This window comes from Microbacterium sp. p3-SID336, assembly GCF_025143365.1.
Taxonomy (GTDB): Bacteria; Actinomycetota; Actinomycetes; order Actinomycetales; family Microbacteriaceae; genus Microbacterium.
The window spans coordinates 43,795-62,160 of record NZ_JALXPE010000009.1 but is presented as its reverse complement, the minus strand read 5'-3'; the positions used below and the strand labels follow the sequence as shown (position 1 = coordinate 62,160).

Below are 18,366 nucleotides of genomic sequence, written 5' to 3'. Positions count from 1 at the left end.
GCTCAGAGGCTATCGCGCCCCGCGGCGTCCCCCAGAACAGCAGGCTTCGTCCAGGACAGCAAGTAGCGGTAGTACAGCCCCCGGCGCACACGCACCCCGGGCAGCACCGTCTCCGCGGTCGTGCGGATCTCGGCGAGGCTCTCGCGGGGAGCGGCAGTGGCCACACCGATGTCGCGCGACTCGCGATGCAGCGCCGAGCCCAGCCGGACCCACGGCACGGCCAGGGCGGAGAGGATCCAGTCGCCCGCGGACCTGTTCGCGGCCAGCCCGACAACCGCGAGCGTCCCGCCGGGGCGCAGCAGCCGTGCGGTCTTCGCGAGCGTCGGGCGCAGGTCCATGTGGTGCAGCGTGGCGACGAAGGTGATCAGGTCGAAGCGGCGGTCCGCCGCGTCGAAGTCGGCGAACGACGACAGCGCCACCTTCGCTCGGTGAGCCCCGCGCAGACGGTCCTGAGCGCGGGCGATGGCGGCCGGGTCGGGGTCGATGCCGGTCACCGTGGTGAACAGCGGCGCGAGGCGCTGCACGAGGAGTCCCTCGCCGCAGCCGACGTCGAGCGCATCCTCGGTCGAACCCCGGGCGGCGATGCGCAGGATCCAGGGGTGGTAGGCGGTGTTGTGGTTCCAGTACGCGCCGCGGTCCACCCCGGCGTCCGGCACGTCGCTCATGCGAGGCCAAGGCGGTGCGCGAGCACCACGGCCTGCACCCGGTCGCGCGCGCCGAGCTTCTGCAGCACCCGGGAGACGTGCGTCTTCACGGTGGCCTCGCCGATGAACAGCGCGCGGGCGATCTCGGCGTTGCTGCGCGCATCCGCGAGCAGGGTCAGCACCTCGGCCTCGCGGTCGGTGAGCGGTTCGAGCAGGGCGGGAGTGGTGGGCGGAGCTGCCGGAACGTCACGGGAACGCGGGGCCTCGGGAGCAGGCGAGGGCATCGGCGAGCGTCCCGTCGGGTGCGATCCGGTCGCACCAGGGCCGCCCGCGAATCGTGCCAGCACCCGGCGCGTGACCTCGGGCGCCAGCATCCCGTCCCCCGCGGCGAGGGCTCGCACCGCGGAGATGAGGTCCTCGGCGCCGGCGTTCTTCAGGAGGAAGCCGCTCGCGCCCGCCTCCAGCGCTCGGTAGAGGTAGTCGTCGTGATCGAAGGTCGTGACGATGGCGATCGCGGCGCCCACCTCCGGGTCGGCCACGATGCGACGCGTGGCCTCGATGCCGTCCATGTCGGGCATCTGCACGTCCATCGTGATCACGTCGGGGCGCAGCGCGCTCGCCTGCGCCACCGCCTCCGCGCCGGACGACGCCTCTCCGACCACGGTGATGTCGGGCTGCGTGTCCAGGATCGTGCGGAACCCCGCCCGCAGCAGCGCATGATCGTCGACGAGGAGCACGCGGATCGTGGGCTCGCTCATCGTGTCGCCCCTGCCTCCGCGGCGACCAGCGGCACGCGCGCGCGAACCCGCACTCCGCCGGACGGACGCGCCGCCACCTCCAGCGTCCCGCCCGAGGCCGCCGCCCGCTCCCGCATGCCGAGCTGACCGAGCCCGGGCCGCAGCTGCGCGATCGCCCGGCCCGTGTTGACGACCTCCACCTCGACGCCGTCCTCGTCGTAGCGGACGCGCACGTCGGCCGTCGCGCCTGGGCCCGCGTGCCGGCGGGCGTTCGTGAGCGACTCCTGCGCGATGCGGTAGAGGTTCACGGCCACGAGAGAAGGCACGGCGACCGGCTCGCCGACGACGGTGTACGCCGTGGGGAGACCCGCGTCGTTCGAGGCCTCCGCGAGCGCGGCGATGTCATCGAGGTCGAGCGTGGACGCGCCGTCGGCGGTCTCCCCGCCCGGGTCTCGCAGCGTCTCCAGCAGCTGCCGCAGCTCATGGATCGCGTCGCGGGCCGAGGCCTCGATGCCCGACAGGAGCCGTGCCGTCTGGGCGGGGTCGCTGTCGAGCACGAGCCGCGCGGCGCCCGCCTGCACCCCCATCACGGAGACGTGGTGGGCGACCACGTCGTGCAGCTCCCTGGCGATGCGCACCCGGTCGAGGGCGACGGCCTGCGCGGCCGTGACCTCCCGCTCGCGCACCAGCTCCTCCGTGCGCTGCTCCAGCACCGCGCGCTGCTCCGCCGCCATCCACGACCGCTCGCCGAAGTAGTATGCGCCGCCGAAGTACAGCGCGTTGAGCAGCACCTGGATCAGCATGAACGCGACGTACGGGGACATGGCCCCGGCGACGACCTCGGCCTTGTCCGCCTCGCTGATCGCATCGCGGTACATCGTGATGATCAGCCACACGAACATGCCGATGATGATGGCGACGCGGACGATGAGTGCACGCCTCCGGTCGCTCATCCACGCGCCGACGGTGTACAGGGCGATGAACATCGCGATGTTCCCGACGTAGATCTCCGGTACCCGGACGGTCACCGCGGCGAAGTAGGCGAGGGAGACGATCACGGCGACGGCGCCGGGCCAGCGGCGACGGAACGCGAGCGGAGCCGCGACCACGGCCGCATACACGAGGGCCGTCCAGAGCGGGGCCTGCTCGTCCCCGTAGACCTGGGCGATGGAGGAGAGTGCGGCGCTGAGGATCGCCCCGACGAACAGCACGAGCGCCAGCAGGAGATCGCCGCGGCGGTCGCGCTCGGTGGGCGTGCGGGTGAAGGGCATCCCCCCACCGTAGGGCGGCGCTCCGCACGGTCGCATCCCCCGTCAGACGGAGCGGACGCGGCTGCTGACAAGCGGGCTCGACTTTGCGAGCATGGCGTGAAGGGGACAGCGGCATCCGTCGCGCGGTCCCGTCCGCAGGGAGAAGTGACATGAGCGAAGACGCACCCGGCCGCATCCTGATCGACCTGTTCAGCACCCTCGACGGAGTGGCCCAAGGGCCGGGCGGCGTGGACGAAGACACGTCCGGCGGATTCCGCTTCAGCGGGTGGCAGGCCGGCTACCCGTCCCCCGGCATGGGCGCCGAGGTCGACGAGGGTATGCGCGGCCTCGACGCGCTGCTGCTCGGCCGCCGCACCTACGACATCTTCGCCTCATACTGGCCGCACCACACGGACGGCGAGGAGGGGCACATCGGGCGGCTCTTCGACGCGGTGCCGAAGTACGTGGCGTCGCGGAACCCGGACCTCACGCTCGAATGGCAGGGCAGCTCGCGGGTGGGCGACGACCTTGCCGCCGAGATCGCGGCGCTGCGGGCGGCACACCGCGAGGTTCACGTGATCGGCAGCATCGACTTCGTGCACACCCTGCTCGCGGAAGGACTGTTCGACGAGCTCAACCTCTGGATCTACCCACTGCTGCTCGGACGCGGCAAGAAGGTGTTCGACGACGGCGCTCTGCCGGCCGTGCTGCGGCTGCGGGAACCGCCGGTCGTGGACGAGGCGGGGGTCCTGCTGCTCCGCTATGCGCGGACCGAGCGGACCCCGGAGGTCGGCACGTTCGGCGTGTGACGGGGGAGGGCGGCCGCATCCGTACCCCTCCTATTGCACGAGCCGCGAATTCCTGACATTCGGGTTTTCGGCCCGGATCGCGATAGCGCCGTCGTTCGCGGAGCCCCTAGCTTTCGACTGTGACGCACCTCCCCGACACCTCCTCCTTCCGTCGCGCCGCCTCCCGGCGCGCCACCCGTGGCCTGATCGCCTCTGTCGCCGTGATCGCCGTCGTCTTCGGAGGGGGAGGAGCAGCTGTCGCCGCCCCCGCCGTCGGCTCCGCGATCGGCAAGAGCTCCACGCCGACCTCCTACCGCGCCCTGCAGCAGGCCGCCGTATCGCAGGCGATCGCGACCGCTACGGCGACAGGAGAGGCCGTCGTGGTGGACGGCATGACCACGCCGACCGAGCAGACCCTCGCCCTGCCGGACGGCACCATGCAGTACGAGGCGTCCAGCGTGCCCGTCCGTGTCGAGCAGGACGGTGCCTGGGTGCCCGTCGACACGACCCTCGTCGCGGTCGACGGCTGGTTGCAGCCGGCAGCCTCCGCGGCACCGGTACGGTTCTCCCCGGGCGGCAGCGATCAGCTCGCGCAGGTGCAGACGGAGTCGGGGGAGTGGATCACCGAGACCTGGCCGTACGGCACCCTCCCTGCGCCCACCGTCGAGGGCGACACCGCGACCTACCGGAACGTGCTTCCCGACGTCGACCTCAAGATGGTCGCGACCAAGACGGGGCAGGCGTCCATCTACGTGGTCAAGAGCGAGAAGGCGGCGGAGTCGACGCGGCTGGAAGACCTCCACGTCGTGATCGAGGATGCGACGCTGCGCACCGATTCCACGGGCACCGTCCGGGCGGACGCCGGTGACGACGCGCAGATCGTGGCGGGACAGCCCCTCTGGTGGGACTCCTCCGAAGGCGGCACCTACCGGGAGCCGGGTGGGGAAGCGCCGCCGCTGCCGGTCGCCCACGACGTCGAGGCGGACCGCGTGCTCATGGACGTCGGCGCCTCCGTGGAGACCCACGAGAAGCGCGACGGCGACGTGACCTACCCGATCTTCGTCGACCCCGACTGGTCCTCCGGCATCACGGCGTCCTGGTACACCGACGCCGCGTACCCGAACCAGTCGTACCTGGCGGCCGGGGCATCCGACGTGCTGCGGGTCGGCATCTACCAGCAGTACCGTTCCGACATGTTCTTCCAGTTCCCGATCGGGGCGCTGGCGGGAAAGGTCATCACGAACGCGCGGCTCAACACGACGCAGCTCGCCGTCGCCTCGTCCGGCAACGGCGCCATCCAGGTGCACACCTACGGCATCAAGCCCGCGGGCTTCACGTGGGCGCAGGAGCAGTCGTGGAACGCGGCGGGCACGGGGGGCTGGAGCGCTCCGCTGCAGGCCCCGTGGTACGGGCCGGGGTACGGATCCGCCCCCCTGGCCGTGGGATGGAACGTCACCTCCGGCGTGCAGGCCAAGGCCGGCGCCTCCACGATCCAGTTCGCCTTCACCTACACGGACCCGAACCTGCCGTCCCGTCGTCACTACAGCCGTGCGGCGACGCTCATCGTGTCGTACAACACCCGGCCGAACACGCCGACGAAGCCGGTGTTCACCTCGCCGTCGCGCACCTGCGGGACGGCATCCGCGCCGGCCGTGCTCGGTCAGAAGAACGTGACCGTCGCCGTGACCCAGACGGACCCGGACGGCGGGAACGTCGGCACGAACTTCTCCCTCGCCAAGGCGAGCAGTCTCTCCACCACGATCCAGACCCGCTGGACCGGCCTCGCGGCGGGCGGGGTGAAATCCGCCACCTTCACCGACCTCGCGGACGGCACGACCTACGCGTGGAGAGCGCGCGGAAAAGACGCCACTCACGATGGTGCGAGCTACAGCGCGTGGTGCTACTTCACGGTCGACACGACCAAGCCCGCCGCACCCACCGCGACCGTCGCCGCGGGAGCGTCCTTCGTCGTCGGTCAGGGCCTGCCCCTCTCCGTCACCGGCGAGAGCGGCATCGCCGGGTACGTGTACTGGATCGATCCCGTGCAGCTCACCGCGCCCGCCCCACCGGTGCCGGTCGACGGCACGGTGTCGCTGACCGCGGCGCTGCCGAACTGCGCGACCACCGTGACCAACAGCGTGCGCTGGGCCTGCGCGGCCGCGACGGGGCCGACGACGCTCACGGTCGCCCCGACGAACGCGCTGTCCACGCTCTGGATCTCCGCCTACGACAAGGCGGGCAACCAGTCCCCGCCGGCGGGGATTCCGCTCTACCCCGACGGCGATGTCGGCACGCCGGCGACCTCCGCGAACCTGGACGCCGGGCACGCCTGGCAGACCACGGCGCTGACGTCCCCGCTTCCGTCGGCGATCCCGGACTCGAACCCGTGGATCGGCGCGAACGCGCTCGAGCTCGTCATCCCCGAGTTCAGCTCCACGACGACCACGGAGCTGCCCGACCACCCGGTGGAGAGCCCCGTGCTCGACACGGCGGGCGGCACCGCCGAGGAGATCCACACCTGGTCCGCCCCGGTCGACGCGTCTCGGAGCTTCACGTTCAGCCTGTGGGTCATGGGCTACGGCACCCCCGCCGCCATGCAGAAGATCGCCATGCAGGGCGGCGGCGACTCGGGTTCCATGCAGCTGCAGGTGACGCCGCAGGGAGCGTACGCGTTCTGCCTCGGGGCTCTGTCCGTGAACTCGGCCAGCACCGATCGCACCAGCAACTGCGCCACCGGCGGTGCGGTGGATCCGGGTCACTGGCAGCTGATCACCGGCGTCTGGGACGCGGTCAACCAGCAGCTGCGCCTCCACGTCGGGAACTCCATCACCCCCGTGGCGTCCAACGGGCACGTTCTCGGCACGGGGGACCGGTCGGCGCGCGGGCCGCTCATCTTCGGTCCGGCTCCGATGACCGGACGATTCGAGGGGTTGATCGCCAACCCGGTCGTCGTGCCGGGGGTCGTCGACCACGCACAGCTCGCCCGGCTCGCGGCGTTCGAGCTCCCGTTCACCGACTGAGCGGTGGCGCACCGACGCCGCCCTCTCCCCACCGAGCGGGCGGCGTCGGTGTGCGGCTCGCGTCGGGCCCGCGCCGCCGCGCCGGCGGTCGTGCGGCCCCTGCGCTGGTGAGCGCCAGGGACTAGGCGGTGGCCAGCAGGCGCTCGATCACCCGTGCGACGCCGTCCTCGGCGTTGCTCGCGGTGACCTCGTCGGCCGCCTCCTGCACGACCGCATCGGCGTGCGCCATCGCCACGCCGCGGCCCGCCCAGCGCAGCATCTCGACGTCGTTCAGCGCATCGCCGAAGGCCACGACCTCGGTGCGGTCGATACCCAGGTGCGTGCAGAGCCGGGCGAGACCGGTGGCTTTCGTGACCCCCTCGGCCATGACCTCCACGAACGGCGCACCCGACAGGGTGGCCTCGAAGCCCGTGAGGCCCAGCGAGCGCAGCGTCTCGAACAGGGCGGCGGGGGCGAGCTCCGGATGCCGGATCACGAGCTTCAGTGTGGGGGCTGCGAGGACCTGCGCCAGCGGCACGCCGCCCATGGTCGCGGGGTCGCGCTTGTGGTCGGAGAGCTGCGCGATCGCCGCATAGCCGTGCTGAGCGACGAAGGTCTCGCCGCCCTCCCGCACGCTGGCGAAGAGCAGGTCGGGAATGCTGGCGCGCAGCGCGTCGGCGAGGGTGCGCAGGGTGTCCGGTGGCAGCTCCTCGGCGAACAGCGTCCGTTCGTCGGTGAGATGCGTCGCGTAGGCGCCGTTGCCGCATAGCGCCCACCCGTCGAAGCCGGCGTCCGCGGCGATCACGCGCAGACCGATGGGCTGACGGGCCGTCACGGGGACGACCGCGATGCCGCACGCTCGCGCCGCGTCGAGGGCGGCGCGGGTGCGCGGGGTCACGGAGGACGAGGGGTCGAGCAGCGTGCCGTCGAGATCGGTCGCGATCAGGCGCAGCGCCACGGTGCCCTCCTCGGTGGGACGGTCAGGAGAAGATCATCGGCAGGTCGTCGTCGGCGTCGGCGCCGCCGAAATCGAGATCCACCACCACGGGCACGTGGTCGCTCGGCTGCTCGCCCTTGCGCTCGTTGCGGTGGATCGAGGCGCCGGTCACGGCATCGGCCAGCGTCTTCGAGCCGAGGATGAAGTCGATGCGGATGCCTTCGTTGCGCGGGAACTTCAGCCGCTGGTAGTCCCAGTACGTGTAGCCCTCGGGCAGCAGCGGCCGCACCACATCGGTCACACCCGCATCGGCGAGTGCGAAGAACGCATCGCGCTCGGCGGGGGAGACGTGGGTCGAGCGCCCGACCACGATGTCGGGGTCGCCGTTGTCGTGATCGAACGGGATGATGTTGAAGTCGCCGACGAGGGCGAGCGGCAGCTCCGGGTTCGCCGACAGCTCGGCCGCCGTGGAGCGCTTGAGCTGCTCGAGCCAGTGCAGCTTGTAGACGTAGTGCGGGTCGTCCAGAGAGCGGCCGTTGGGCACGTACAGGCTCCACACGCGCACACCGTCGACCATGACGCCGAGGGCACGAGCCTCCTGCGGGGCGTCCGGACCCTCGTGACCCTTCGCGAAGCCCGGCATCCCGTCGAACGCCGTGCGCACGTCCGTGATCGGCAGCCGGCTGGCGATGGCGACGCCGTTCCACTGATTCAGGCCGTGCACCTCCACGTGATACCCGGCCTCTTCGAAGGGCCCGTAGGGGAACTGCTCCGGCTTGCACTTCACCTCCTGCATCGCGAGCACATCGACGTCTTCGCGCACGGCGAACTCGACGGTGCGGGCGACGCGGGTGCGGATGGAGTTGACGTTCCAGGTGGCCAAGCGCATGTCTCCAGCCTAGTTGCGGCCTCCGACACCGAACGGCCCTGGGGTGCGTGCTCCGGCCTTCTACACTGGATGCCGTGACCGCACTCGACGCAGACCGCCAGACCCTCCTCGACCTCATCACGGACGAGGCGGTGTTCCACGGCGACTTCACGCTCTCCAGCGGCAAGCAGGCCACGTACTACGTCGACATGCGCAAACTCACGCTCGACCACCGCGCCGCCCCCGCGATCGGCCGGGTCATGCTCGACCTCATCGCCGACCTCGACGTGGCGGCGGTCGGCGGCCTGACGCTCGGCGCCGACCCCATCGCGAACGCGGTGCTGCACGCCTCGGTTGCCACCGATCGCCCGCTCGACGCGTTCGTCGTGCGCAAGGAGCCGAAGGACCACGGCCGCGGCCGCCAGATCGAGGGCGCCGATGTGAAGGGCAAGCGCGTGGTCGTGCTGGAGGACACCTCGACCACGGGCCAGTCTGCACTCAAGGCCGTCGAGGCGCTGCGCAAGGAGGGCGCTGAAGTCGTGGCGGTCGCCGTGATCGTGGACCGCAAGACCGGCGCGCAGGCGGCCATCGAGGCCGAGGGCCTGGAGTGGCGCGCTGCCTTCGACCTCGACGACCTCGGGCTCGACCCGCAGTGATGCGCCACGCACTCGCCGTCGACGTGGGCGGCACGAAGATGGAGGCCGCGCTCGTCGCCGAGGACGGCACGCTCGTTCCCGGCAGTCGCAGCCGCCAGGCCACGGGACGTGAGGCGACGGCGGCGACTTTGGACGCAGCCGTCGACGCGATCGTGCGTCATGCGCTCGCCGCGCTTCCCTCCGGTGCCGCCCTCGTCGGCGCCGGGATCGGCAGCGCCGGGCCGGTGGACCGCGGGGCCGGCACGATCATGCCCGTGAACATGCCGCGCGCGCACGGCTTCGGCCTCGCTGCCGCGGTCCGCACCGCCACGGCGGCCGTGCTCGGGAGCGAGTTGCCCACCGTGCTCGGCCACGACGGCGGTGCGCTGGCGCTCGCCGAGTCCTGGCTCGGCGCCACCCAGGATGCGGGTGCTTCGCTGTCGATCGTCGTGTCGACCGGCGTCGGCGGTGGCTTCGTCGTGAACGGCGCCTACATCTCCGGCGCCACCGGGAACGCGGGGCACCTCGGTCAGGTGCGTCGCGAGGGAGGGCTCACGCTGGAGGAGATCGCCGCAGGGCCCGCGAGCGCCGCGTGGGCGCAGCAGCAGGGCTGGGGCGGTGCGACCGGCGAGGATCTGGCGCGCGACGCCGCCGCGGGCGACGCGACGGCACGGGCCGCGATCGAGCGCTCCGCCCGCGCGGTGGGCGAAGCGCTCGCCGACGCCGCGACGCTGGTCGACCTCGACGTGGTCGCGATCGGCGGCGGGTTCTCCCGGGTCTCCGCCGACTACATCGACCTCGTGCAGCAGGCGCTCACCGCCAGCGCCGTGCACCCGTATTCGCGTCGCACCAGAGTCGTCCGCTCGGGCCTGGGCGACGAGGGGCCGCTCATCGGTGCCGCCGCGCTCGTCCTGCGTTAGTCGGCCGGGCGGCGCGGCTCAGCGCGCCGTCATGAGAAGGCGACGGGGCGGACCTTCGAGGCGGGCGACCGCGATCTTGAGGTCTGTGACGTCGGCCGCGACCGCGTCGATGCGGGCGGTGAGCTTCTCTTCGACGCCGTCGATGCGGGCGGTGAGCTTCTCCTCGACGCCGTCGATGCGGGCGTCCATGCGGTGGATCACCCAGGTGAGGCCGCCGAACATGCTCGTGCCGAGGGTGAGCACGATGCCGATCGCACTGATCACGGTCGTGAGGGTCTCGGGCGACATGCGGCTGTTCCTCCGGTCTGGGGCGGTGTCAGCGGGTGGCGGTGATGAGGTGACGGGGCGGACCTTCGAGGCGGGCGACCGCGATCTTGAGGTCTGTGACGTCGGCGGCGACCGCGTCGATGCGGGCCGTGAGCTTCTCCTCGACGCCGTCGATGCGGGCCGTGAGCTTCTCCTCGACGCCGTCGATGCGGGCGGTGAGCTTCTCCTCGACGCTGTCGATGCGGGCGGTGAGTCTCTCCTCGACGCTGTCGATGCGGCCGGTGACGCCGTCGATGCGGGCGTCCATGCGGTGGATCACCCAGGTGAGGCCGCCGAACATGCTCGTGCCGAGGGTGAGCACGATGCCGATCGCACTGATCACGATCGTGAGGGTCTCGGGCGACATGCGGGTGCTCCTTGCTGCGGGTATGGAACGACGATACGGCGCGGACCGAGGCGAGGCTGCCGGAATTCCGGCATCTGTGAGGGACTCGCTCAGAGCCCGAGGTCGTGGAGGAGAGAGGTCTCAGGCGGTCGTCTCGGCCCGCTGCCGGGAGCCCGACACGGCCAGCATCAGCACCGGGACGAACGCGCACAGCACCGCCGCCACCAGGAAGGTCGTGCTCGACGCCGGGTCCCTGCCCAGGAGCAGCACCAGGGCGGGGACGAAGGTGCCGCCGACCGCCCCACAGGCGACCAGCGCACCCACCGCCGCGGCGCTGCGCGCGGGGTCGAGGCGATCCAGGGCCAGACCGAGGATGAGGCCGTAGCTCGGTGCGAGCAGCACGACGACGAGCCCGAGCGCGGCCAGCGCCCACACCGGGTGCGACGCCACGAGCACTCCGGCCACCGCCATCAGCACCGCGGCACCGGCCGTGCCCGTGGTCAGGAGCGCGAGCGGGGGCAGGGCCGCACGGTGCAGGGCTGCAGCGGTGAAGCGACCCACCGCCATCAGGCCCCAGAAGGCGGACGTGCCGAGTGCGGCGACCGCAGGATCCACCGCGAGCACTCGTTCCGGAATGACGGCGGACCACCCGGAGAGCACGGTCTCCACGCCGACGTACAACGGCAGCGCGAGCGCGAAGGGCAGCAGCGCGATGAGCGCCCGCGGGTCGCGTCCGACCGCCGCCGCATCCGCCGCTGCCGGGGTCGTCCGTGGCGCCGGGGCGGCGAGCAGCATCACGGTCAGCAGCGGCACCGCGCAGAGCAGCGCGAGCACCGGCCGCATCTCGGCGCCGAGCGCCACCAGCAGCGGGGTGGCCGCCGCACAGACGGCCACCGTCCCCAGGAGCGCGCTCAGCAGCCCGGTGGCACTGCCCGTGCTCGCAGCCTTCGCCGCCACCGAGCCCGCAGCCTCCACGAGGCCGAAGCCGAGCCCGGCCAGGGCGGCCGCGGCCACGAACACGGCCGCTTCACCCGTCCACGCGGTGGTGACGAGTGCGAGCGCCTGGAGGGTGCTGCCGAGCAGCAGGGTCGTCCGCGGAGGGCGCCGCGCGAGCAGGGGACCGGAGGCGAGCACGCCGACGAGGAGCCCGGCGAAGAGCACGGGCACCGCGATGCTGAGGTCGGCTCTCAGGTCGCGTTCGGCGGAGGGGAGCAGTGCCGGCACGAAGGCGGCGGTCACCCCGAGTCCGCCGAACGCCGCGAACAGGCCGATGCGGGTGCGGGTGCCGCCTGCGATCATGATCCGTTCGCGCGGACGCGGTGCACGGCGGCGTAGGTGTCGCGCAGCGCCTCCATCGAGCGGTCGTAGTTCGACTGGGCGACGCCGATGAAGATGCAGTCGACGACCATCAGCTGCGCGATGCGGCTGCCGAGCGCGCCGGAGCGGAAGCCGGTCTCCCTGGCGGCGGTGGTCAGCACGATGTCGGCCTGCGCGGCGAGGGGGGCGCCGGCGTGGTTGGTGATCGCGATCGTGGTCGCACCGGCTCTTCTGGCGAGGACCAGGAACTCGATCGTGTCGGTCGTGGCGCCGCTGTGCGAGACGGCGATCGCGACGTTGCCGGGGCCGAGCGTCGCAGCCGAGGTCCACGCGGCGTGCGGATCCGACCAGTCCAGCGCGGTGCGGCCGATGCGGGTGAGCTTGCGCTGCAGGTCGAGTCCGACGATCGAGCTCGCGCCCACGCCGAAGATGTCGACGCGGGTCGACGAGGTGATCGCCTCGACGGTCTCGCGGAGCGCGGCGGTGTCGAGCACCTTCGCGGTGTCGGCGAGCGACAGCGTCTCCGCGAGCGAGACCTTGGCGACGATGTCGGCGAGGGTGTCGTCGCGGTCGATGTCGCCGGACACGGCGGGGAGCGCCGCGGTGTCGAACGTCTCCCGCTCGACGTCGCGCAGCACGTGGTTGCGCAGTTCGCGGACATGCTCGTACCCGAGGCGCTTGCAGAAGCGGACGACCGAGGTCGTGGAGGTGCCACAGCGCTGCGCGAGCTCGGCGACGGAGAGTCCGGCGGTGGCCGCCGGGTCGGCGAGGAACAGGTCGGCGATGCGCTGCTCGCTCGGTCGGAGTTCGGGGCGGATCGCCCGCATGCGCACGAGGACGGGGTGGGCGCCGGCATCCTCGCGGGCGTCGTCGTGGGGCATGTCTTCTCCGTTCGGTGTTCATAACAGTAGAGGAACTTCCGTTACACCAACAGCGCCATTCGTGTACTTTTGGTACCAACCCAGACCGAGGATGTTCGCGGGACGCAGGCAGCATCGCCTCAGCCCAGCCAGGACGACGCGGTCCCCAGCCAGGAGGAATCAGCATGAGCACAGTACGGCGGGCGTCATTCGGCGCTCTCTCCGCCGCGGGCGTCGCGATGGCGCTCGTCATCACCGGGTGTTCCGCGCCGGCGTCCACCCCCTCGCCCTCCGAGGGCGCGAGCGCGGGCGGCGACCTCGTGATCGGCGTCACCAGCGACCCGGACACCCTGTTCCCGTGGAAGGCCACGCAGTTCCAGGCCGTGAACGTGCTGCAGAACCTGTACGGGACCCTGACCGAGTTCGACGAGGAGCTGAACGTCGTGCCAGGGCTCGCCGAGTCGTGGGACGTCTCGGAGGACGGGCTGACCGTCACCTTCCACCTGCGTGAGGGCGTGACCTTCGCGGACGGCAGCGCGTTCGACTCCGCCGACGTGAAGTACTCCCTCGACGCGATCGCCGCCGAGGCCACCGCGGCCGTCGCCCGCAGCTCCCTCGCATCGGTCGCCGCCGTCGAGGCCACGGACCCCACGACCGTCACCGTCACCCTCAGCGCGCCCGATGCCGCGCTGCCCGCGAACCTCGCCGTGATCAACATGGCGATGCTGTCCTCGGACGACACCGAGGAGGCGCTGAACGGCACCCCGAACGGCACCGGCCCCTTCATCCTGGAGGACCGCACGCCCAGCCAGTCGCTCACGCTCGCCAAGAACGACGAGTACTGGGGCGACACCGCGCTGCTCGACACGGTCGAGTTCCGCGTGATCCCCGACGAGTCGTCCATCGTCTCCGCCATGCAGTCCGGCAACGTGCAGCTCGCCGTGTTCGACGACCCGCTGGTCGCACAGACCGCCGAGGGCGCCAACGTCGAGGTCGCCACGACCCCGCAGCTCAGCTATCACGCGCTGCAGCTCAACGCCACGCGCGGCGACCTGGCCGATGTGAACGTGCGCCTCGCGATCCAGTGCGCGATCGACCGCCAGGAGGTGCTCGACACCGCCGCGCTCGGCGAGGGCGAGGTCACCGGCCCGATCACCTCTCCCGCCTACAAGTCGGACCCCGACGCCCGGCCGTGCCCGGAGCGCGACCTCGACAAGGCCGAGGAGTACCTGAAGAAGGCAGGCAAGGAGGACGGCGTCACCATCAACACGATCGTGTCGCAGGGCGAGTACGCCACCTCCGTCAACGAGGCGCAGAACCTCAAGGCGCAGCTCGCCGACGCCGGCATCACGCTGGAGCTCGAGGTGCTCGAGTCCGGAGCCTTCGTCGACCGCTGGATCGCCGCCGACTTCGACGCCGCGGTAGCCCTGAACGGCGGTCGTCCCGACCCCGACGGCATGTACGGCCGCTACTTCACGAGCACCGGCAACCTGAACCAGGTCGCGGGCTACTCCTCGCCGGAGCTCGACGCGCTGTTCGCCGAGGGGCGCCAGACCGCCGACGCCGACGAGCGCAAGAAGATCTACGCCGAGATCTCGGAGAACCTCGAGGACAACGCGGCGTGGATCTGGCTGTTCACCAGCTACACCTACACCGCCACGGCCACGAGCGTGGACGGCTTCACCCCGATGGCGAACGGCTCGCTGCAGTACCTGCGCACCACCTCCATCAAGTAGCGGATCGAGGGGGCGCGGCTGCTCCGCGCCCCCTCGGACCCCGACGACAGGCACCCCTCCCCGGCATGTTCAGACAGCTTCTCCGCAACAGCGTGCTGCGACGCATCCTCGCAGCCCTCGGCACCCTCTTCGGCGTCGCCGTCTTCGTCTTCCTGATGCTGCGCGCCATCCCCGGCGACCAGATCAGCTCCGGGCTCGGCACCGAGGCCGCCGCGCTCACGCCCGCTCAGCGCGAGGCGCTGGAGGCCTACTACGGCCTCGACCAGCCGCTGTTCGTGCAGTTCTTCTCCTGGCTGGGCAACATCTTCACCGGCAACCTCGGCTTCTCCTCCCGCGCCCAGACCAGCGTGCTCGAGCTCACCGCCGCCGCGCTGCCGGTCACGTTCGAGCTCGCGATCCTGTCGATCCTCATCGCGCTGGCGATCGGCATCCCGCTGGGCATGCTGTCGGCCTCCAAGCCGGACTCCTTCCGCGACGGCGTCGGCCAGGTCGTCGGGCTCGCCGGGCTCTCCATCCCCGCGTTCCTGCTCGGTACCGCGCTGCTGGCGATCCTCGCCCAGTCGCTCGGCTTCAACCCCAACGGCCAGGGGTACGCGCGGCTGTTCGACGACCCGCTGCTGAACCTGCAGCAGATGCTGCTGCCGTCGATCGTGCTGGGCTTCGGCATCGCCGCGCCCATCATGCGGACGACCCGCACGGCCGTGCTCGAGATCCGCGCGAACGACTTCATCCGCACCGCGAAGGCGAAGGGCGTGCCGCCGCGCCGCCTCCAGGTGCGCCACGTGCTCGGCAACGCGCTCGTCCCGATCGTCACCATGACCGGGCTCCAGTTCGGCTACCTGCTGGGCGGGGCCGTGGTGGTGGAGCAGATCTTCTCGCTGCCCGGCATCGGACGGCAGGTGCTGCTCGGCATCCAGCAGAAGGAGTACGCGCTCGTGCAGAGCACCGTCCTCGTGATCGCGCTCGCCTTCGTCATCGTCAACCTGCTCACCGACCTGCTGTACCGGGTCATCGACCCCCGGGTGCGTGCCGCATGACCGACATCTCTCAGACCCCGGCCCTCGCCCCCGGCGGCGGGCGCACCATGGAGCGCGTGCGTCTCCTGCTGCGCAGCCGCAGCGGGCTCGCGGGACTCATCATCGTGATCCTGCTCGGCGTGCTCAGCCTCGTCTCCGCGTTCGGGCTGCTGCCGTTCGACCCGCTCGCGCAGGACCCGCCGTCGCGCCTGCAGCCGCCGTCGGGCGTGCACTGGTTCGGCACCGACCAGTTCGGCCGCGACGTCTTCTCCCGTGTCGCCGCAGGCGTCGCCAACTCCGCCCTGATCTCCGTCGTCGCCGTCGCCTTCGCGACCGTGGTCGGCACGGTGTGCGGCCTCATCGCCGGGTTCTACCGCGGCATCTCCGACGGGGCGATCACGGCTGTGACGAACGTGCTCTTCGCGTTCCCGCCGCTGCTGCTCGCGCTGTCGCTCGCCTCGGTCTTCGACCGCAACTGGTTCACGATCGCGGTCGCCATCGCGATCGTGTACGTGCCGATCTTCATCCGCGTCACCCGCGGGCCCGTGCTGTCGCTGCGCGAGGTCGAGTACGTCAAGGCCGCGAAGAGCACCGGTCAGGCGCGCATGGCCACCATGTTCCGGCACGTGCTGCCCAACATCACGTCGATCATCATCGTGCAGGTCACGCTGTCGCTGTCGTGGGCGGTGCTGACCGAGGCGTCGCTGAGCTTCCTCGGGCTGGGCACTCCGCCGCCCGCACCGTCGCTCGGCTCCATGATCTTCGAGGCGCGCACCCTCGTGACCATCGCGCCCTGGACGATGATCGCGCCCGGCGTGATCGTGGTGCTGCTCGTCGTGGGACTCAACCTGCTCGGCGACGGACTGCGGGACAGCCTCGATCCGCGGAACAGGGGAAAGCGATGACCGCGGAGGATCTCGGCGCCCTGGCCACCGAGGCGAGCGACCCCCGCTACGCCCGGCTCGATCAGATGAGCGTGGCGGAGCTCGCGCAGACCATGAACGACGCGGACGCCACGGTGCCCGCCGCCGTCCAGCGCGCGCTCCCGCAGATCGTCCCCGCGATCGAAGCCGCCGCGGAGCGGATGGCCCAGGGCGGGCGGCTGGTCTACGTCGGTGCCGGCACTCCCGGCCGCATCGGCGTGCTCGACGCGTCCGAGTGCCCGCCCACCTTCAGCACGCCGCCCGAGCTGGTGTTCGCGATCATGGCGGGCGGCCCCGGGGCCATCGTCAACCCGGTCGAGGGCGCCGAGGACGACGCGGAGGCCGGCGCCGCCGCGATCGACGCCGCCGACATCGGCCCGCTCGACACCGTGATCGGCATCGCCTCCAGCGGCCGCACGCCCTACGTCGTGGCGGCCGTGCGGAAGGCGGGCGAGCGCGGCGCGCTGACCGTCGGGCTGTCGTGCAACGCCGACACCCCGCTGAGCGCCGCCGCCGCGCACGGCATCGAGGTCGAGGTCGGCCCCGAGGTGCTGTCCGGTTCCACCCGCCTGAAGTCGGGGACCGCGCAGAAGCTCGTGCTCAACATGTTCTCCACCATCGCGATGGTCCGGAACGGCAAGGCCTACGGCAACCTGATGGTCGACGTGAAGGCCACGAACCACAAGCTGCGCGAACGGGCGATCCGGATGGTGCGCACCATCGCCGAGGTCGACCGGGACACCGCGACGGCGGCGCTCGAAGAGGCCGCGTGGGACGTGAAGGTCGCGTCCGTCATGATCCGCCGCGGGGACGACCTCGCCGCGGCCACCGCACGACTCGCCGCCGCCGCCGGCCGGCTGCGCACCGCACTGGAGGAGAACTGATGCGCGTCCTGGGACTGATCTCCGGCACCTCGCACGACGGGATCGACGCGGCCGTGGTCGACTTCGCCACCCGCGGGGGCTTCACCGATCACGGTGTGGACCTGCACGGCACCGTCGTCGCGGCCACCAGCGTGCCGTACGCTCCGGAGCTGCGGGCGCGGCTGATCGCGGCGCTGCCCCCGGCGCAGACGACGCTCGCCGAGGTCGCGGAGCTGGACACCCTCATCGGCCAGGCGTTCGCGCAGGTCGCGGCGGATCTGGCGTCCGCGGTCGGCGGGGTCGATGCGGTGTGCTCGCACGGGCAGACCGTCTACCACTGGGTCGACGGCGCGCACGCGCTCGGCACCCTGCAAATCGGGCAGCCCGCGTGGATCGCCGAGCAGGTCGGGGTTCCCGTCGTGTCCGACATCCGCATCCGTGACATCACGGTCGGCGGCCACGGCGCTCCGCTCGTGTCGTTCCTCGACGAACTGCTGCTGCGCGGCCGCGCCGGTGTGTCCGCCGCGCTGAACCTCGGCGGCATCTCGAACATGACCGTCGTGCGCCAGGACGGACTCGTCGCCTACGACATCGGCCCCGCGAACGCCCTGGTCGACGCGGTGATCGTGGAGCACGGGCTGAATCCGTTGGGCTACGACGACGACGCGGCGATCGCCCGCACCGGCCGCGTGGACGAGGCGCTGCTGACGGCCCTGCTCGCCGACCCGTATTACGCGCTCACCCCGCCCAAGAGCACGGGCAAGGAGCACTTCCACCTGGCCTACGTGCACGAGCACCTGGCCGCTCAGGGTCGCGAGATCCCGGTCGCCGACGTCGTGCGCACCCTCACCGAGCTCACCGAGCGCACGGTCGCGCGCGACGTCGAGGCCGCGGGCATCGGATTCCTCGCGGTGTCGGGCGGCGGCTGCCGCAACCCGCTGATCCTCGACGGGCTGCGCGCGGCGCTCCCCGCGACCGAGGTCGTGCTGGCGGACGAGCTGGGCGCCCCGGCCGACAGCAAGGAGGCCATCCTGCTGGCGCTCATCGGCTGGGCGACCATGCACGGGGTGCCTGCGATCGTTCCGGGTGGGACGGGCGCGCGCGAGCCGCGCATCCTCGGCACGATCACCCCCGGTGCCGGCCCGCTGCAGATGCCGGAGCCGGTCGCCGCGATCGACTCGCTCATGCTCACGGAGGCGGCGGCATCGTGACCGGTCGACG

18 protein-coding genes are annotated in these 18,366 nt (G+C 71.7%); 9 read left to right on the top strand and 9 right to left on the bottom strand.

The genetic code is table 11. The features are described from left to right. Window positions 1-2: 2 nt before the first annotated feature. The 3 genes from M3C17_RS04210 to M3C17_RS04200 are packed head-to-tail and all read right to left on the bottom strand — an operon-like array spanning window position 3 to window position 2,652. Entirely contained in the window at window positions 3-665 is a 663-nt protein-coding gene (locus M3C17_RS04210; protein WP_259976396.1) for a bifunctional 2-polyprenyl-6-hydroxyphenol methylase/3-demethylubiquinol 3-O-methyltransferase UbiG, read from the bottom strand. Continuing rightward, a complete protein-coding gene (locus M3C17_RS04205; protein ID WP_259976394.1) occupies window positions 662-1,402 on the bottom strand; it encodes a response regulator transcription factor in 741 nt (246 codons plus the stop codon). Before M3C17_RS04205 ends, M3C17_RS04210 begins: the two co-directional genes overlap by 4 nt. Next, window positions 1,399-2,652 carry a sensor histidine kinase gene (locus tag M3C17_RS04200; protein WP_259976393.1) on the bottom strand — a complete coding sequence of 418 codons (1,254 nt, stop codon included), beginning with the start codon at window positions 2,650-2,652 and terminating at the stop codon, window positions 1,399-1,401. The genes M3C17_RS04205 and M3C17_RS04200 overlap by 4 nt, the downstream gene beginning before the upstream one ends. A gap of 149 nt (window positions 2,653-2,801) precedes the next feature. Here M3C17_RS04200 and M3C17_RS04195 point away from each other — a divergent pair, with 149 nt between their 5' ends. Together M3C17_RS04195 and M3C17_RS04190 are read left to right on the top strand one after the other, a co-directional pair. Beyond that, a complete protein-coding gene (locus M3C17_RS04195; protein ID WP_259976392.1) occupies window positions 2,802-3,440 on the top strand; it encodes a dihydrofolate reductase family protein in 639 nt (212 codons plus the stop codon). Window positions 3,441-3,559: 119 nt separating this feature from the next. After that, window positions 3,560-6,439 carry a LamG-like jellyroll fold domain-containing protein gene (locus M3C17_RS04190; RefSeq protein ID WP_259976391.1) on the top strand — a complete coding sequence of 960 codons (2,880 nt, stop codon included), beginning with the start codon at window positions 3,560-3,562 and terminating at the stop codon, window positions 6,437-6,439. 121 nt (window positions 6,440-6,560) lie between these two features. On the opposite strand, the gene M3C17_RS04185 is transcribed toward M3C17_RS04190, so the two are convergent. Together M3C17_RS04185 and M3C17_RS04180 are read right to left on the bottom strand one after the other, a co-directional pair. Then, window positions 6,561-7,376 carry a Cof-type HAD-IIB family hydrolase gene (locus M3C17_RS04185; protein WP_259976390.1) on the bottom strand — a complete coding sequence of 272 codons (816 nt, stop codon included), beginning with the start codon at window positions 7,374-7,376 and terminating at the stop codon, window positions 6,561-6,563. A 22-nt stretch (window positions 7,377-7,398) separates the two neighbouring features. Beyond that, complete coding sequence (locus M3C17_RS04180) at window positions 7,399-8,244, bottom strand: exodeoxyribonuclease III (RefSeq protein ID WP_259976389.1); 846 nt, start codon at window positions 8,242-8,244, stop codon at window positions 7,399-7,401. Window positions 8,245-8,318: 74 nt separating this feature from the next. Between M3C17_RS04180 and pyrE the strand changes: the two genes are divergently transcribed. Next, window positions 8,319-8,879, top strand: coding sequence for an orotate phosphoribosyltransferase (pyrE, locus tag M3C17_RS04175; protein ID WP_259976388.1), 561 nt, complete (start codon window positions 8,319-8,321; stop codon window positions 8,877-8,879). Then, window positions 8,876-9,778 (top strand): ROK family protein, encoded by a 903-nt coding sequence (locus M3C17_RS04170; protein WP_259976387.1) that lies wholly within the window; start codon window positions 8,876-8,878, stop codon window positions 9,776-9,778. The genes pyrE and M3C17_RS04170 overlap by 4 nt, the downstream gene beginning before the upstream one ends. Before the next feature lie 18 nt (window positions 9,779-9,796). Here the strand turns inward: M3C17_RS04170 and M3C17_RS04165 are convergent, their stop codons facing one another. The 4 genes from M3C17_RS04165 to M3C17_RS04150 all read right to left on the bottom strand — a co-directional run bounded on the left by M3C17_RS04165 (window position 9,797) and on the right by M3C17_RS04150 (window position 12,628). Next, window positions 9,797-10,066 carry a hypothetical protein gene (locus tag M3C17_RS04165; protein ID WP_259976386.1) on the bottom strand — a complete coding sequence of 90 codons (270 nt, stop codon included), beginning with the start codon at window positions 10,064-10,066 and terminating at the stop codon, window positions 9,797-9,799. Between the two features lie 28 nt (window positions 10,067-10,094). Further along, window positions 10,095-10,451, bottom strand: coding sequence for an apolipoprotein A1/A4/E family protein (locus tag M3C17_RS04160; RefSeq protein WP_259976385.1), 357 nt, complete (start codon window positions 10,449-10,451; stop codon window positions 10,095-10,097). Between the two features lie 120 nt (window positions 10,452-10,571). Next, window positions 10,572-11,729 (bottom strand): sugar MFS transporter, encoded by a 1,158-nt coding sequence (locus M3C17_RS04155; protein ID WP_259976384.1) that lies wholly within the window; start codon window positions 11,727-11,729, stop codon window positions 10,572-10,574. Beyond that, window positions 11,726-12,628 (bottom strand): MurR/RpiR family transcriptional regulator, encoded by a 903-nt coding sequence (locus M3C17_RS04150; RefSeq protein WP_259976383.1) that lies wholly within the window; start codon window positions 12,626-12,628, stop codon window positions 11,726-11,728. The genes M3C17_RS04155 and M3C17_RS04150 overlap by 4 nt, the downstream gene beginning before the upstream one ends. 164 nt (window positions 12,629-12,792) lie before the next feature. On the opposite strand from M3C17_RS04150, the gene M3C17_RS04145 reads away from it, so the two are divergent. The 5 genes from M3C17_RS04145 to M3C17_RS04125 all read left to right on the top strand — a co-directional run bounded on the left by M3C17_RS04145 (window position 12,793) and on the right by M3C17_RS04125 (window position 18,356). Beyond that, entirely contained in the window at window positions 12,793-14,343 is a 1,551-nt protein-coding gene (locus M3C17_RS04145; RefSeq protein WP_259976382.1) for an ABC transporter substrate-binding protein, read from the top strand. Between the two features lie 65 nt (window positions 14,344-14,408). Then, window positions 14,409-15,380: an ABC transporter permease gene (locus M3C17_RS04140; RefSeq protein WP_259976381.1), complete on the top strand. Its 972-nt coding sequence runs from the start codon at window positions 14,409-14,411 to the stop codon at window positions 15,378-15,380. Continuing rightward, the gene (locus M3C17_RS04135; RefSeq protein ID WP_259976380.1) at window positions 15,377-16,264 is read left to right on the top strand and encodes an ABC transporter permease; all 888 of its coding nucleotides are present in this window, start codon (window positions 15,377-15,379) and stop codon (window positions 16,262-16,264) included. Before M3C17_RS04140 ends, M3C17_RS04135 begins: the two co-directional genes overlap by 4 nt. Then, window positions 16,261-17,166: an N-acetylmuramic acid 6-phosphate etherase gene (murQ, locus tag M3C17_RS04130; protein WP_259976379.1), complete on the top strand. Its 906-nt coding sequence runs from the start codon at window positions 16,261-16,263 to the stop codon at window positions 17,164-17,166. Before M3C17_RS04135 ends, murQ begins: the two co-directional genes overlap by 4 nt. Further along, on the top strand, window positions 17,166-18,356 hold the full coding sequence (locus M3C17_RS04125; protein WP_259976378.1) for an anhydro-N-acetylmuramic acid kinase: 1,191 nt from the start codon (window positions 17,166-17,168) through the stop codon (window positions 18,354-18,356). Before murQ ends, M3C17_RS04125 begins: the two co-directional genes overlap by 1 nt. The last annotated feature ends 10 nt before the right edge of the window (window positions 18,357-18,366 follow it).

What these genes read in the sequence shown, in the direction of transcription:
- M3C17_RS04135 (WP_259976380.1), top strand. Translation starts at nt 15,377, where the DNA reads ATGACCGACATCTCTCAGACCCCGGCCCTCGCCCCCGGCGGCGGGCGC.
- M3C17_RS04180 (WP_259976389.1), bottom strand. Translation starts at nt 8,244, where the DNA reads ATGCGCTTGGCCACCTGGAACGTCAACTCCATCCGCACCCGCGTCGCC.
- M3C17_RS04205 (WP_259976394.1), bottom strand. Translation starts at nt 1,402, where the DNA reads ATGAGCGAGCCCACGATCCGCGTGCTCCTCGTCGACGATCATGCGCTG.
- M3C17_RS04140 (WP_259976381.1), top strand. Translation starts at nt 14,409, where the DNA reads ATGTTCAGACAGCTTCTCCGCAACAGCGTGCTGCGACGCATCCTCGCA.
- M3C17_RS04155 (WP_259976384.1), bottom strand. Translation starts at nt 11,729, where the DNA reads ATGATCGCAGGCGGCACCCGCACCCGCATCGGCCTGTTCGCGGCGTTC.
- M3C17_RS04165 (WP_259976386.1), bottom strand. Translation starts at nt 10,066, where the DNA reads ATGTCGCCCGAGACCCTCACGACCGTGATCAGTGCGATCGGCATCGTG.
- M3C17_RS04125 (WP_259976378.1), top strand. Translation starts at nt 17,166, where the DNA reads ATGCGCGTCCTGGGACTGATCTCCGGCACCTCGCACGACGGGATCGAC.
- M3C17_RS04210 (WP_259976396.1), bottom strand. Translation starts at nt 665, where the DNA reads ATGAGCGACGTGCCGGACGCCGGGGTGGACCGCGGCGCGTACTGGAAC.
- M3C17_RS04195 (WP_259976392.1), top strand. Translation starts at nt 2,802, where the DNA reads ATGAGCGAAGACGCACCCGGCCGCATCCTGATCGACCTGTTCAGCACC.
- M3C17_RS04160 (WP_259976385.1), bottom strand. Translation starts at nt 10,451, where the DNA reads ATGTCGCCCGAGACCCTCACGATCGTGATCAGTGCGATCGGCATCGTG.
- murQ (WP_259976379.1), top strand. Translation starts at nt 16,261, where the DNA reads ATGACCGCGGAGGATCTCGGCGCCCTGGCCACCGAGGCGAGCGACCCC.
- M3C17_RS04145 (WP_259976382.1), top strand. Translation starts at nt 12,793, where the DNA reads ATGAGCACAGTACGGCGGGCGTCATTCGGCGCTCTCTCCGCCGCGGGC.
- M3C17_RS04200 (WP_259976393.1), bottom strand. Translation starts at nt 2,652, where the DNA reads ATGCCCTTCACCCGCACGCCCACCGAGCGCGACCGCCGCGGCGATCTC.
- M3C17_RS04150 (WP_259976383.1), bottom strand. Translation starts at nt 12,628, where the DNA reads ATGCCCCACGACGACGCCCGCGAGGATGCCGGCGCCCACCCCGTCCTC.